Origin of the sequence: uncultured Bacteroides sp. (assembly GCF_905207245.1) — a bacterium.
Lineage (GTDB): Bacteria > Bacteroidota > Bacteroidia > Bacteroidales > Bacteroidaceae > Bacteroides.
The window spans coordinates 22,611-39,041 of the sequence record NZ_CAJLKP010000057.1 but is presented as its reverse complement, the minus strand read 5'-3'; the positions used below and the strand labels follow the sequence as shown (position 1 = coordinate 39,041).

Genomic DNA, 16,431 nt, shown 5'->3' with positions numbered 1-16,431 from the left:
TGGAACATCCTGCAACGCTATACCGACTCCACGCCTTTCCTGCTCAGCGGTGGCATCAACCCTTATAGCGTCAAAGCCCTGAAAGAGTTCCACCACCCACGTCTTGCCGGCATCGACATCAACAGTCGTTTCGAGACTTCTCCGGGCATCAAAGACGTGGAGCGGATAGAACGTTTTTTGAGAGAATTGAAAATTAAAAATTAAAAATTGAAAGCATCATGAATCGTATAAATAAACTTTTCCAGGACAGCCCTCAAAACTTGCTGTCCATCTACTTCTGTGCCGGTTGTCCTACTTTGGAAGGCACTGCCAACGTTATCCGCACCCTCGAACGCAATGGCGTTCACATGATTGAAATCGGTATTCCTTTCAGCGACCCTATGGCCGATGGCATCGTCATCCAGAACGCCGCCACCCAAGCCCTCCGCAACGGCATGTCCCTGCGTCTCCTCTTCGAGCAATTGCGCGACATCCGCAAGGATGTCAACATACCTCTCGCCTTCATGGGGTATCTCAATCCCATCATGCAGTTTGGTTTTGAATCCTTCTGCCAGAAGTGCGTGGAATGTGGCATCGACGGCGTCATCATCCCCGACCTCCCCTTCAAGGATTATGAGGAAACTTACAAGCCCATTGCCGACCGCTATGACATCCGTGTCATCATGCTCATCACCCCCGAAACCAGCGAAGCCCGCATCCGCGAAATCGACGAGCATACCGACGGTTTCATCTACATGGTGTCCAGCGCTGCCACCACCGGTGCCCAGAAAGATTTCGATGCCCAAAAGCAAGCCTATTTCAAGAAGATACAAGATATGAACCTGCGCAATCCCCGCATGGTCGGCTTCGGCATCAGCAACAAGCAAACCTTCGACACCGCCTGCGCCAACTCCTCCGGTGCCATCATCGGCAGCCGCTTCGTCACCCTGCTGAACGAGAACGAGGGAGATGCGGAAAAGGCAATTACACAACTGAAAGAAGGGCTGAGATAAGTGATTAACGGTTAGTGATGAGTGATTAGCAAGCTGCGCAAAATACCGCATGGCACTAATCACTCATCACTAATCGCTAATCACTATATTTTTCGTATCTTTGCAGCGCAAATAATCCAATCCCGATTATGTTTATGAAAAATGACTATCCATCCGTATTGCTGATTTATACCGGTGGCACCATTGGTATGATAGAAAATCCCGAGAGCGGCGCGCTCGAAAACTTTAATTTCGACCAACTCCTCAAGCATGTCCCCGAACTGAAACGCTTCAACTACCGCATCTCCTCCTACCAATTCGATCCCCCTATCGATTCCTCCGACATGGAGCCTTCACTCTGGGCAAAAATCGTCAAGATAATCAACTACAACTACGACTACTTCGACGGCTTTGTCATCCTCCACGGAACCGACACCATGGCCTATACCGCTTCCGCTCTCAGTTTCATGCTCGAGAACCTCGCCAAACCTGTTATTCTCACGGGCTCCCAGCTCCCCATCGGCACCCTGCGAACTGATGGAAAAGAAAACCTCATCACCTCCATCGAGATAGCTGCTGCCAAGAATCCGGACGGTACTCCCGTTGTCCCCGAAGTATGCATCTTTTTCGAGAATGAGTTGATGCGTGGCAACCGTACCACCAAGATAAATGCCGAAAACTTCAACGCATTCCGTTCCTTCAATTATCCCTCGCTGGCACATGCAGGCATCCACATCAAGTACGACGCCCACATCATCCGCCGTCCCGACCCTACACGCCCCATGAAACCCCATTATTTGTTCGACACAAACGTCGTCATGCTCACCCTCTTTCCCGGCATCCAGGAAAGCATCATCAACTCCGTTCTCCACGTCCCCGGTCTGAAAGCCGTCGTACTCAAAACCTTTGGTTCCGGAAACGCCCCTCAGAAAGACTGGTTCATCCGTCAACTGAAAGAAGCTACCGAACGTGGCATCATTATTGTTAATATCACCCAGTGCCAGCGCGGCGCAGTTGAAATGGGACGCTACGAAACCGGATTGAAACTTCTTCAGGCAGGCGTTGTCAGCGGCTATGACAGCACCCCCGAATGTGCAGTGACCAAACTCATGTTTCTCCTTGGTCACGGTCTCAACCAAGCGGAAATTCGCTACCGTATGAATTCCGATCTTGCGGGTGAAATCACAAAATAGCACTTTTTAACTCCTTAAAAAAAGATAAAAAATAGCTTAAAAATGTATTTTTAGCAAATAAAAGATAAATCTAACAACACTGGAGCATCATTTACAACTAAAAAGTTGAAGAATTTGTTATCTTTGTTGCAGATTAAACAAATCAAATATACATTTTTAAAGAGTAAAAACATGAAGACTCTAAACCGCTATTTTGTAATCACTGCCATTGCAGCGCCTTTACTATTAACGGCTTGCGCAGACAATGACGTGTACGACCCTGATAAGGTTCGTCCCGTCGCCCCGGTCGAAAACCCTTTGGGTGATGATTTTGTTGCCCCCGACGGCTTCGACTGGTCATTGATCACAACTGTCAAGTTAAACATCGAAGTTAAAGATGAACTGAATGGGCAGTACAACTATTTGGCAGAAGTGTTCACTACGAATCCATTAATTGACAATACAGCGACTCCAATAGCCGCAGGTTATGCCAAGGGAGGGAATAATTTTGTAGTAGAAATCAGCATTCCTAAGTCCACTGAACAAATCTTTATCCGCCAAACCGACCCCAAACAACGTAAAGCAGTCTATCAATACGATGTACCTAAAGATGGAAGTACATTAAATTGTAAGTTGTACTACACGACCACCGGAACTCGTACGCTTGGCACTACAGGATCTATGGGATGGAATAAAATCACTGTGGGCGAATATAATGAAGAACAGGAGACTGACATTAGCGGCCTGGTTGAAAACTACGAGTTTGAAGGCAGCAGTACTACACAACTGAAACCCGGTTCTGTTTTTGTTATCAAACAAGGAGAAACCCACGAAGGTCTGCTTACCTTACAACAGAATTCTAACAAAGCCACAGTCATTGTCAGAGGTACATGGAACATGACCGGAACAAAGGAATATCAAGGCTTAGACATCTACGTGACAGATGGTGGAAAGATTACCGGTGGTCCTATATTGGGAGTGAATACCACTCTGGAGATACAAAAAAACAGTTCAGTTGATTCTGAAAGCTTTATTGCTAAGGTCTTTGCTCCTGTTAAGAATTTCGGAACCTTCAAAGTCAGCGGAGAGACGAAGTTTAACACACATTCAACTCTCTACAATGCAAAGAATGCAAAGGTGGAAGTTGCAGATTTTGACTTTGGACAAGCTAGAATTGAAGTTACGAATTTCGGTACATTCTCTGTACGAAATGTTAAAAGAAACAATTCCGGAGTACTGTATAATGCAGAAGGTGCCATATTCAATATAGCCGAAAGTTTAGAGATTACAAATACCATGATTTTAAATCATGGAAAACTGGATGTTGGCGGAACCATCAAAACAAACAATAACCCGAATGCCATTATTGCTAATTACAGCACCGGTACAATTACTGCCGACAACATTACGGGTGGCGGTTTAGTCATCAACGATAATCTTATTGAAGTTGATGTATATAATTGTGGTACTTATAACACATCCGAACTTTACAACAATTGTACTTTCATCGTTAGGTCAACCTTAACCATTGCCCATATAGTAATGGATAGCGGCTCCCTTACTGGTGGAAGAATAAGTGAAAAGGAATGGAAACCTATTCCTACTGTTAACATTCTCAATAACACAAAGCAGGAACTCTTCAATGGTTCTATGATTAAGGCTACAAACTTTACCTCCGGAGCCCCGTGTACCATCGTAGGTAGCACAACAGAAGAAGCCTCCATGGTTCAAACTCAAAAGTTTGTATATAAAGGTCATGTTTACATGCAAAAGAATTTAATTTTTGACAGAGAAAGCGAATATTACAATAATGCCCCCGTACCCGAAAAAAATCCTTGGATGGTACATAAAGACCCATCAGTAGTTACAACAGCATATGGCGAAGCTTCTCAATCCATTAGAAACTGTAGCGGAACCGTTTATCAAGGCAACGATGGTGATCCCGATCCCGAAGATCCCGAAAAACCGGACATTGGTGACAACACCGTTTATACTTATGCATTCGAAGACCAATGGCCTGCTTATGGTGACTTCGATATGAATGACATCGTTGTCACTATCGACAAGATGACTGCAACCGATGATAACAAAAAGCTGTCTATCAAGGGGCATATTCGTGCAGTTGGTTCCAGCCGTAAAACCGGTGTAGGTATCCAGTTCCTGAATGTAAGCAGTAGCGGAGTGGCTCTTGCCGGAAATGTACAAAACGGTACTCCTGTTTTTGAAAGCGGTCAAAGTAATCCGGTTGTAATTATTAGCACCAATGCACACAAGCATTGCAACCCTAATATTGCAGATGATGACTTTTCATTCTATAATACCATTCCAAGTGCTGGTAGTCAATATAATGGCAATGGAGCTGAGTTTGAAATCATAATGACATTCCCAACTGCTGAAGAAACCACTAAAGCTATGAATGCCCAAAATCTGGATGTATTCATCATCAGTAAAGAAGCCCAGGGAAATGTAGGTCGCACAGAAGTACACATGGCCCATTATGCTCCTACTAATCTAGGCACTACGGCATTATTTGGAATGAGCAATGATGCCTCTGCAAACAACAGCATGCTCAATGTTTCAAAGAAAGGCTACTATGTCAGTACTGAAGGCTTGGCATGGGGTATTTGCATCCCAAACACTGAAGTATGGAAATGGCCCAAAGAATACATGATAATTACAAGTGTTTATCCTGGTTTTAGAAATTGGGTAATAAATGGCGGACAAGCAGAAGATTTAGATTGGATATCTAATCACACAAATGACATTTTCGTCAACCCCTGATAGCCAATATTAGAAAATCCTCATATTAAAGCCGGAAGTTAACTTCCGGCTTTTTTTTTATTCAGAAAACAACTACGACAAACTTTACTTCACAAATAATTCTAAAAAGCCATAAAAGTTGAATTTTCTATTTATCTTTGTTGCGTAAAAGGCCCAACTAATATTACACGATTTAAAAATGTATAATTATGAGAATTTTAAAACACGATTACTTAATTATTGCCCTTGCTGCTCCCCTACTATTTATGGCTTGCGCAGACAATGATGTGTACGACCCTGATAAGGTCCGCCCTGTAGCACCGGTAGAAAACCCCTTAGGCAGTGATTTTATTGCTCCCGATGGCTTTGACTGGTCAATGATTACTACTGTTAATTTAAGTGTTGAAATAAAAGACGAATTTAATGGACAGTACAATTATTTGATAGAAGTATTTACTACCGATCCATTATTTGACGAAGCAGTAGCACCAATTGCAGCAGGATATGCCCCAAAAGGAGAAAATTATATAGTGGAAATCAGTATTCCCAAAACAATAAAACGTCTTTTTATTCGCCAAACCACACCCAACCAATACAAAGAAGTTTATGAATATGCAGTACCCGAAAATGGTGGTAGCTTAAAATGTAAACTGTACTATACTGAAGAAACAACAAGAGCCAATACACGCGCAGATAATGCACCTGGCACATCCGGGTGGAATTTAATCACAGATCCGGGCTATATAGAGGAAGAAGTCAGCGTTCCGGCAAATGCAGAAGCCATCAGCGGTACTAAGTACAATGGAAATTGGCTCTCAGGAGGAGTATTTGTAATCAAAGAAGGCGATACTTATGAAGGAAGTTTCTCAGCCAACAATTCGTCCACTCTATATGTAGCGGGTATATGGGCTCCCCAAAAGGTGGATATGCAACGTGTCAATATCATTGTTTTAAAAGGTGGTAAAATCCAATCAACCGGGAATTTCCAAGTAGCAGACAATTCTTCTCTCACTATCCAGAGTGGTGCCAGTGCAGAATTTAACACATTCAGTACTGCGACAGGCATCGTTATTAAAAATTTCGGTAAATTCAACGCTAAAAGCGTCAATAGTTTCAATACCGGCACTACACTTTACAATGGCGAAAATGCCTCATTTATAGTAGAAGAATATATTAAATTGAAAGACACTAAGGTCTTTAACCATGGTAGGATTGAAATAACAGATGAAAATGGTATTTTAGAACCAGATCAGAACAGCAGCACCATTGCCAATTATGCCCAAGCCATTATCAAAGTCTCCACTTTACAAAACTTCGGATGTATTGTCAATAGTGGTACGATAGATACTAACATCTGCACAAACAAATCAGGCGGTAGTCTCTACAATAACTGCTTACTGATTGCCAGAAATAGTTTCCAATATACAAAAATAGAATTAGATCATGGCTCTATCATCGGAAGTCGAAATGAAACTAAAAATGAATGGTTATCAGTGAATGAATTCAAGATAGGACAGCCTACAACTATCACAATGAAAAATGGTTCTATCATCAAAGCTAATACCTTTTGGATAGCCAATTCTGTGAATGATATCACTGGCACCGGCGATAAATCAATGATAAAAGTTGCCGATTTTAAAGTAACAAATGAAGGAATAACTAACATAACAGGTAATTTAGTATTAGAGGGATGGAATAACGTGCCTGACTGGATTAAAATAGACTCAAACATATCCAGAACCGGCTATGATGAATCAAAATACACAATTGAGAACTGTGCCGGCATTGTCAACGAAGGTAATCCCGGCAAACCCGATCCGGAGGATCCTCCCAAACCAGATACAGGAGACAACACAGTCTACACTTATGCATTCGAAGACCAATGGCCTGCTTACGGTGATTTTGACATGAACGATGTGGTAATCACTATCGATAAGATAAACACGACCAATAATGACAGGCAAGTCTCCATTCAAGGTCGTGTACACGCTGTTGGCGCCAGCCGAAAAACCGGTATAGGAATCCAGTTTTTAAATGTACGTAGCAGTGGAGTGACTATTAGTGGAAAAGTACAAAGTGGCAATCCTGTATTTGAGGCAGGTCAGAACAATCCTGTGGTAATCCTCTGCACGAATGCCCATAAATTCTGCAAACCCAATATCGCAGATGACGATTTTGCCTTTTATAGCACTGTCCCCGGCAATAACAGTGAAGGAGACGGGGCCGGGTTTGAAATAAAAATGATATTCCCGACAGCAGAAGAAGCAGCTCAAGCTGCTAATATCAAAAATATAGATGTATTCATCATAACTCAGGACGGTCATGGAATTATAGGACGTACAGAAGTACACATGGCACACTATGCCCCTACTAATTTAGGAGCTACGGAATTGTTTGGGATGAGCAATGATGCTTCTGAATACAACAACATGCTTAAGCTCCCGAAAAAAGGCTACTACCTCAGCACCGAAGGACTGGCATGGGGTATTTGTATTCCGAATACCGAAGTATGGAAATGGCCGAAAGAGTACAATCCAATAACTGATGTATACCCCAAATTCAAAAACTGGGTAGTAAATGGTGGAAAAGCAGAAGACCTAAATTGGATATCCGACCACAATGATAACATCTTCGTAAAACCTTAAACAACGAATAAAATAAGTTTCCAAAAGCCGGAGTTTATTTCCGGCTTTTGGGATTTATCCGAATATCAACCCACTGACAAAGCATATTTTCTATCATCAAGAGTCTAAAGACTAAGAATCCATTATTTGATGATTTTAAAGATAAACTTGCTTCATCTAACCTCAAGAAAGCGTTAAATAGAGTTAACCCACAAGTAATTATTCCCCTATACAAATATTATTAGCGCAAATAAGCGTATTTTTGCTTAAGATCAAACTTAATCAATATATTTATGGAAAAGAATAAGATTCAGTTGATTTCATTGCTTGTAAAATCTGCAAAGAACGCAGTTTCATGACAAGCAAATAGATTTACAACCATATAACGAACAACAGGTATAGAATAATATAACTTACAATAATGAAACAGATATTATTAGTAGATGATAAAGCCTCCATAGGCAAAGTGCTCTCTATGTACTTAGGAAAGGAGTATGATTTCGTATATTGCGAAGACCCTTTAAAAGCTATCGACTGGTTACACGAAGGTAATGAACCGGACTTGATTATATCCGATATCCGTATGCCGAAAATGACAGGTTCTGAGTTTCTTCATTATCTTAAAAGCAATGAGTTATTCAAGCACATTCCTGTTATGATGCTTTCCAGCGAAGAAAGTACAACCGAACGTATTCGCCTACTTGAGGAAGGAGCAGTAGATTACATTCTCAAACCTTTCAATCCCATGGAATTGAAAGTACGCTTAAAGAAGTTCATCTAATTAACACAAAACACGTAAAAGGACATGTTATACTACATTTATATCGGAAGTAACCGGATTATCATTGATCACCTGAGCAAAGTTACAGGTGGTATGTTCGTAGCCGTCTCTTCATCTCAGAAAGCGGCAAAAGTGATTGACGGTATCCGTGAACGGTATAACATATCTATCCTTTACGAACAAACGGATGTACGCGAAGCGGACTGTATTGAGATTACTTATTTGCGTAAGCGTTATCCCCGGGTTTATATTACCCTCATAACCGAAGCTCTAAAGTCTGAAAACAGGAAAGCTTATTTGCAAGCCGGAGTTAATAATACGCTTCCACCACATGCAGAAGAAGATAGCATTCAGCGCATGAATGCATATCTCAAGACACGTAAGGAAAGCAAGCTAAAAGAATTTAGCGAGACGCACCGCAAGATATTGAATACATACCACCTCCCTATGTGGAAGCGTACATTCGATGTACTCTTTGCGGGTACCGCTGTTATTATTCTTTCTCCTATTTTAATTGGTACCGCTATTGCTATTCGCATGGAAAGCAAAGGAAAAGTTATTTACAAATCGCAGCGCGTTGGCTCTAACTATCAGATTTTCGATTTTCTGAAATTCCGTTCCATGTATACCAATGCAGATAAAAGATTAAAAGAGCTGAATGCCCTCAATCAATATCAGATTGAAGAAGTGGAAAGTTCCGATGAAGGTCCTGAAATTCGTTTTGATGACCTTGCCGGAACACCGGATGAAGAAGAAAGTTTGTTGATTTCAGATGATTTTGTTATCTCTGAGGAAGATTTCATCAAAAAGAAAGAGAAAACAAAGGAAAATACATTCGTTAAACTTGAAAATGATCCACGCGTCACTCGTGTGGGACGTATCATCCGTAAATATAGTATTGATGAATTGCCACAGTTATTCAATATACTGAAAGGTGATATGAGTATTGTAGGTAATCGCCCTCTCCCACTCTACGAAGCGGAATTACTGACCAGTGATGCCTACATTGATAGGTTCATGGCTCCGGCAGGATTGACAGGATTATGGCAGGTGGAAAAACGTGGCGGTGCAGGTAAAATGTCTGCTGAGGAGAGAAAGCAATTGGATATAAAATATGCAAGAGACTTCTCGTTTTGGCTGGATATAAAGATTCTCTTCAAAACGCTAACAGCGTTTATACAGAAAGAAAATGTTTAATCATGACGATAAAATGTAAATCGTAAAATTGCAAATAAGAGAAATGATAAGAAAGTACACTAAAATTATAATTTGCTGCATATCCTTGATTGGAGTATGCACATTTTCGTCATTTGTATCAGCACAAGAGAATATGACACGCGAAGAACGTATCAAAGCATTAGAGAGATTGAAGATGGAAGATGAAAAAATAGAGGCCAGTACAATGGGATTAATTACTAAAAATGCCCCCATAGAAATAGAGAAATTGGAACTGCCTCCACTTTCTGTTTTTTTAGATGCTGTAGTTGAAAATGCTACTGTGAAAAGAGCCCAGTCGCAAGTAGAACAAGTTAAGACTAAATACCGATTAGAGAAACGAAATTGGTGGAACTATTTCCGTCTTAGTGGTATGTATTCATATGGTCGATACAATGTCATTGGTAATGCCAGCGACGAGTTTACCCCTATGTATCAAACAACGATGTCAAGTGCACAACATAACTTTAATGTAGGAGCCAATGTTGGCATTAGCCTTGGTGATATTATAAATCGCCCATTAAAATTAAAAGATTATCGTTACCAGATAGAGCAGTTACAATATACCCGAGAAGAGGTTATGGAAGATCGCCGTTTACTCGTACTAGAAGCATACAATGCAGTAACAGAGCAATTAGCAACAATTAGAGCAAAAGCTGAGACCGCTGCCTTATACAACGCACAGATGAAAATCTCTGAAAATAATTTTATACAAGGGAAAATGGATATCATTTCCCTTTCTTTAGAGCGTTCACGACGTGCAGGTGCTGTTACTAGTTACGAACAAAGCCGAGTTGCCCTTCACAATTCAATAGTATTATTAGAGATGCTAACTAATGTAAAAATTATAAAAGAAAAAAGATAGAGCCCTATGGATATAATGCTATTCATATCACAGTTCCTATACCGCATTCGCTACTGGTTATTATGGGGAACTCTTTTTGTAACAGGATTGGTTATTTATTTCACCCAATTCCTGCCGTATAGTTATACTGTGACAAGTAGTATCTATGCCGGTGTGACCAATTCAACATCCCTTGATGGCTCTTCTATTAATTATATGGTCATAAATAGTACTTTTGATAATCTAATCAACCTTGGCAAGTCACGTGGAACATTAGAAAAAGTATCTTTACGTCTATTAGCAAATTCGTTAACATTTGGTGAAGAATGGAAAGACAACCAATATATCCAAGCCAAGCATTATCGACAATTACTTCAAATGACTCCAAAGGAAGTACTGGCATTAGTCGACCGAAAAGATGTTGAAAAGACGTTAGCCAACCTAACTGCCTATCGTAAACCAGACAACAATAATTTCATATATTCAATATTCAATCGTCCTGTTGCATTTTATAGTGCAATAGCATTGGATGGCATTAAAATAAAACGCGTAGGGAATAGTGATATACTTGAAATAGAATATACGTCTGCAGATCCTGGCATTACCCAGAAGACTGTTGCCATTCTAATAGACGAATTGATTAAGGCTTATGAAATACTTCGATATAAATCAACGAATGATGTTATAGCTTATTTTGAGGAACAAGTGCGTATTGCAAAAGCGAAGATGAATGAGGAAGAAGACGATTTAATGCATTACAATGTTCAGGAACGCATCATTAATTATCCAGAGGAGACAAAAGCTTTAGCAGGAACTCGTTATCTAGTTGAAGATCGTTTAGAAGAAGCTGAACGTACATATGAATCCGCAGTAAGTTTGCGCAACATGCTGGAAGATAAAATGGATATACGGGCTCAGATTATTCGCAATAATACAAATTTATTACAAGAGCTAAATAAGGTTAGCGCTTTGAACCAAAGCATCATGGAAAGGGAAATATTTGCTTCTGACGATACTATGGTCTCAGATACAAATCTGCAAAAGGAAAAAGATGCCTTGAAAAAGGCAGAAGATAACATTAGCCATATATCTGACAATTTAAGCGAATTTAATTTTACAAAAGAAGGCGTTGGCATTCAGGAAATGGTTGTAGAATGGCTGACAGCCTGCATTAATGAGGCTAAAGCTAAAGCCGAACGTGAAGTATTGATAAAACGGCAACAAGAAATATTTGATCAATATAGCCACATGTCCCCAATCGGAACACAGGTTAATAGAAAAGAACGTGCAATAGGCATTGCAGAGGACAATTACCGTACCCAATTAAGAGGACTGGCTGATGCAAATCTGCGCCTGAAAAATATAGAGATGAGTACTAGTAATTTGCAAACTGTAGCTCCACCCGATTTTCCGTTAACAGATAATGGACGCAGCCGCATGCTTTATATTCTATTAGCCTTTATAGGAAGTATTGTATTTATCATAACTTATTTTTTGCTAATTGAGTTATTAGATCGTACTCTGCGTGACCCAATTCGCAGTAAACGCCTCACTGGCTTACCTGTAATTGCTGCTTTCAATGGCATTAGTAATTTAAAATTCCGTGGCTTCTTGAAAGTATGTAATCGTATTGCTGCTGCTTACAGTTGTCATCGGTTAAACCAATATTTATCCCCTAATCGTCCTAACGTTATCAACTTGATTAGTGTAAACAGCCGTGAGGGCAAGTCTTTTCTTTCTAAATACTTTATGGAATATTGGAAATCAGAAGGCTTGCGTGTACGTTTAGTATGTTATGATGTTGACTTTGAAGCAAGCAGTAGTAAGTATGTACAAGCAGAGCAATTATCAGACTTTTGGAATTTGAACGAAGCAGAACAAATACCAGATATTATCTTAGTAGAATACCCTCCTATCAAAGATGCTGCTATTCCTTTACCTGTGCTTCAAAAGGCTGATGTGAATCTGTTAGTGGCTAATGCTTGTCGTTTATGGCGTAATAGTGATAAAACAACGATTGCTCCTATTAAAGAAGCATTGAAAGATACTCCATTTGTGCTTTATCTGAATAATGCTGATCGAGATGTAGTGGAGTCTTTCACTGGCGAATTGCCTCCCAAAACTCCAACTCACTCATTCTTCAGCAGGTTGGCTCAACTAGGTCTGACATCTAAGAAAAATGAAGTAAAATAACAATTTAAAAGAGAATAGAATAATGGCATACGACAGTCGATATCCCATCCGAGAGCTTCCTCCACAAGCAGTACTTGCTTCTGTACTATTGATGGGGTTAGTAGCTATCGCCTATGCCATCATTGCTCAAAAAATGTTAATTGCTGCTATTATTATCAGCCTACCTTTAGCAGCGATTATATTATTTTATGGACTTCAGATTCCTCGTTTCGGTTATTTGCTATATGCAACATATGCGTTCTTTTTTATTGCAATTATGCGCTACACCCATACTACGGGACTTAGTGTTATCTTGGATATATTATTAGTCTATATAACGATATCCATACTTTTTTCATTTCTCCGAAACAAGGCAGATATAAAATTAACAAATGCTGTAAATATATTGACCATTAGTTATGTTCCTTGGATCCTATTCATTTTATTCCAGTTTCTCAATCCGGGAATACAAGCTGAAGGTATTACAAAAGGAATCCGTATCATGATATTGGAGACATTTGTTCTTTATATAGTCTCATCTTTATTGGCCGACAAACCTAAGACGTTAAAAATAGGATTAATAACAGTAGGAGTATTCGTATCAATCGCATTCTTCAAATTATGGTGGCAAAAACATTTTGGTTTTGATTACGCCGAAAGAGAGTGGCTTGTAAGTAGTGACAGCTGGCGAACCCATATTATAAATACAGGAATACGCTATTTCTCCATATTCACTGATGCCAGCAATTTTGGAGCATGTATGGGACTCATAACACTTGTATATACCATTATCGGCATACATACACGTAACAAACGATTATTATACTATTACTTAGCGGTAGCCCTAATGGGGCTAATCGGCATGTTTATGTCTGGCACTCGTGGTGCTATTATTATTCCTATAGCTGGGACAGCACTCTACTGCCTGCTCTGTAAGAATATAAAAATATTCACAACAACAGCATTTGCCGGTATATTGGTATTTTCATTTTTTGTATTCACTAATATTGGAGAAGGAAATTCTTCTATACGACGTATGAGGACTGCTTTCCGTCCTACAGAAGATGCATCTTTTAATGTCCGTGTCGAAAACCGAAAAGAGATTGCAGCATATTTGGAAAAACATCCATGGGGAGTTGGTATAGACGAAAGCATTCCTAAGTTATGGAAGAAAGGAGATCTATATGAGGAAGGAACTCTCCCACCCGACTCTTACTATGTAAGAATATGGATACAAACCGGTTATGTGGGCTTGAATCTTTACCTTGCCATATTAATTACAGTGGTACTCCGATGTTGTTACATTGTCATGTTCCGCATCAAAAACAAAGAGTTACATCATATATTAGCAGCCTTAACTTGTGGTGTTTTCGGGGTATGGGTCAACGGATATACAGGCGAAGCTATGAATACCGCCCCTACTGACTTCCTCGTTGTTGCTTCATTAGCATTCATTATGAACGGCCCTTATATAGACAAACAGATTACTCAAGAAAAATCAATATAAAAACAAGTAATATCATATCATGAGCGAGATTTTTTCCATATTCAATCCCGATTGGTGGGTAGATGAAAACAACAATGCTTTACAAATTGCAGATGCCATTTTGTTCTTGTTGCTAAGCATTCCAGTGTTGTATCTTTTTGTTTGTGCACTTTTTTCGTTAGGGAAATACAAAAATCCCTATCCTCCTGCTAAAGTACACCACCGTTTTCTTGTATTGTTTACAGTATTACGTAATGGCAAAGAAGTGATTCACTCTATAAATAGTTTCTTAGATACTCAACTTTATCCACGTGATAAGTATGACATAGCCGTTGCAGCGACTCAATTACCGGAAGAGGATTTAGTAACTCTACTTCAGATGCCAGTCAACATTGTTGTTCCCGATAAAGAACAATGTACGAAAGTTTATGCTATCCAGCAAGTTATGGAGCGTTATTCTCCTGCAGAATACGATATGGTTATTATTTTTAATTCTGATAATCGAATTGTTCCTAATGCATTAAATTTGTTCAACAATGCATACTATTCCGGATGCGATGCTATCCAGGCGCACCGAATGACCGAAAATCTAACTACCAGTATTGCCGTATTAAATGCCACCAGTGAAGAAATTAATAATAATATCTTCCGTAAAGCGCATACACGCATGGGATTTTCTTCTGCATTAATAGGCTCAGCTATGGCATTTGATTTTCCAATGTTCCATGAAATAGCACCCAAACTGAAAGGTTCTGATTTAAGTAAAGCGATGGAAACAGCACTGTTGCAACAGAACATCTACACGGAATATATGGAAGAAGTAGTATGTTACAGCAAGAAAGAAGAAAGTGCCAATGGATATGAGGCCCAACGCATTGGTTGGCTCCGTTCACAATATAGCAGTACTATCCTCGCACTAAAAAAGCTACCGATAACTCTGCTTAAAGGCGAATGGGACTATGCGCTCAAACTTTTCCAATGGTTAATGCCATCACGTTTTCTACTTATAGCTCTTATCACCTTATGTGCCATTGGTATTACCCTCCTCGATTGGACACTTAGCTTTAAATGGTATACCCTTTTAGGTGTCATTATTATTACATTTATAATGGCGCTACCGGATGGAGAAGTAAACAAACGGTTCAAACACTCCATTTGGGCATTGCCAATCTTAGTATTTGCAAGTCTATTTAGTCATATTACACGTTTCTTCCAAAAAAAGAAAACTCCCAAAGACAAAAAGACAGAAGAGTCAGAAAATAAATAGAAAACATGAAGATAGCTATTGAAGCGCAACGTATTTTTCGCCCCAATAAACACGGTATGGACTTTGTTGCATTAGAAACCATACGTGAATTGCAGAAAAGGGACGACGGTAATGAATATTACATTATTGTCGCTCCCGGGGAAGATCGCTGCTTGGAAGAGTCGACTAATCTATCCATCATAGAGCTAAAATGTCCGACCTATCCTCTTTGGGAACAGGTTGCATTACCTCGTGTACTAAAACGTTTAAAAGTCGATTTACTTCATTGTACTTCAAACACAGCTCCCTTGTGGTGTCCCGTACCTCTGGTTCTGACACTGCATGATATAATCTACTTGGAACCGAGACAACGCCGAAGTCCTTCCCTTTATCAGGAATTAGGTTGGCATTATCGTCGAATCGTAGTACCACGTATTTTAAAGAAATGCAAAAAAATAATAACGGTCTCACATTTTGAATGTAATCGTATCCGTAAAGCATTAAATATTCCAACAGAACGTATTACAGCAATATATAATGGATATAATACTCATTTTTTTCCACAGGATAAAATTGATATGCGTATAGTCCACCAATATATTCCAGAAAAGGACTTCCTGTTCTTTCTCGGTAATACCGATCCTAAAAAGAATGCTGTGCGTACTTTGAAAGCATATAGTCTATATCTGCAACGGTCCAGCATAAAGCGACCGCTCCTAATCGCTGATTTGAAAGAAGAATATATTGATAACTTGCTAGAGCAAGAGGGAATCTCTGATATTAAATCATATCTATATTATCCAGGTTACATTGCCAACCATGACTTGACAACACTTTATAATGCAGCTTTTGCATTCCTCTACCCATCACTCCGTGAGAGTTTTGGTATTCCAATGATAGAAGCGATGGCGTGTGGAGTGCCCATCATTATCGGAAATACTTCCGCAATGCCCGAAGTTGCCGGTCCAGGTGCATTAGCTGTTGATCCGTACAAACCGGAAGAGATTGCAAATATGTTATTAAAATTAGAGATAGATAAGACATTATATCTAAAACAAAAAGATTACGGATTGCTTCGGTCACAACAATTTTCATGGGCAAAGACTGCTGATGAATTAGTCCAACTATACCGCAACCTGAGATTATAAACCAATTGAATC

At 39.7% G+C, this 16,431-nt stretch carries 11 protein-coding genes and 1 pseudogene; all 12 read left to right on the top strand.

Going from position 1 to position 16,431, the window contains the following annotated elements; translation table 11 throughout:
• A pseudogene (locus QZ135_RS16585) lies at window positions 1–204 on the top strand (phosphoribosylanthranilate isomerase); the annotation flags it as partial.
• A 14-nt stretch (window positions 205–218) separates the two neighbouring features.
• Window positions 219–992 carry a tryptophan synthase subunit alpha gene (trpA, locus tag QZ135_RS16580; protein ID WP_294611699.1) on the top strand — a complete coding sequence of 258 codons (774 nt, stop codon included), beginning with the start codon at window positions 219–221 and terminating at the stop codon, window positions 990–992.
• Between the two features lie 134 nt (window positions 993–1,126).
• Complete coding sequence (locus QZ135_RS16575; RefSeq protein ID WP_044137607.1) at window positions 1,127–2,164, top strand: type I asparaginase; 1,038 nt, start codon at window positions 1,127–1,129, stop codon at window positions 2,162–2,164.
• A 171-nt stretch (window positions 2,165–2,335) separates the two neighbouring features.
• Window positions 2,336–4,924: an LruC domain-containing protein gene (locus QZ135_RS16570; RefSeq protein ID WP_294611695.1), complete on the top strand. Its 2,589-nt coding sequence runs from the start codon at window positions 2,336–2,338 to the stop codon at window positions 4,922–4,924.
• 188 nt (window positions 4,925–5,112) lie between these two features.
• Window positions 5,113–7,548, top strand: coding sequence for an LruC domain-containing protein (locus tag QZ135_RS16565; RefSeq protein ID WP_294611692.1), 2,436 nt, complete (start codon window positions 5,113–5,115; stop codon window positions 7,546–7,548).
• Window positions 7,549–7,948: 400 nt separating this feature from the next.
• Window positions 7,949–8,308 carry a response regulator gene (locus tag QZ135_RS16560; RefSeq protein WP_007662320.1) on the top strand — a complete coding sequence of 120 codons (360 nt, stop codon included), beginning with the start codon at window positions 7,949–7,951 and terminating at the stop codon, window positions 8,306–8,308.
• Window positions 8,309–8,332: 24 nt separating this feature from the next.
• On the top strand, window positions 8,333–9,505 hold the full coding sequence (locus tag QZ135_RS16555) for a sugar transferase (protein ID WP_294611688.1): 1,173 nt from the start codon (window positions 8,333–8,335) through the stop codon (window positions 9,503–9,505).
• Window positions 9,506–9,548: 43 nt separating this feature from the next.
• Window positions 9,549–10,388, top strand: coding sequence for a TolC family protein (locus QZ135_RS16550; protein WP_294611685.1), 840 nt, complete (start codon window positions 9,549–9,551; stop codon window positions 10,386–10,388).
• Between the two features lie 6 nt (window positions 10,389–10,394).
• Window positions 10,395–12,560, top strand: coding sequence for a hypothetical protein (locus QZ135_RS16545; protein WP_294611682.1), 2,166 nt, complete (start codon window positions 10,395–10,397; stop codon window positions 12,558–12,560).
• A gap of 22 nt (window positions 12,561–12,582) precedes the next feature.
• Complete coding sequence (locus QZ135_RS16540) at window positions 12,583–14,046, top strand: O-antigen ligase family protein (RefSeq protein WP_294611679.1); 1,464 nt, start codon at window positions 12,583–12,585, stop codon at window positions 14,044–14,046.
• 19 nt (window positions 14,047–14,065) lie between these two features.
• Window positions 14,066–15,292 (top strand): glycosyltransferase family 2 protein, encoded by a 1,227-nt coding sequence (locus tag QZ135_RS16535; protein WP_182021432.1) that lies wholly within the window; start codon window positions 14,066–14,068, stop codon window positions 15,290–15,292.
• Window positions 15,293–15,297: 5 nt separating this feature from the next.
• Window positions 15,298–16,419: a glycosyltransferase family 1 protein gene (locus QZ135_RS16530; RefSeq protein ID WP_294611675.1), complete on the top strand. Its 1,122-nt coding sequence runs from the start codon at window positions 15,298–15,300 to the stop codon at window positions 16,417–16,419.
• Window positions 16,420–16,431 lie beyond the last annotated feature (12 nt).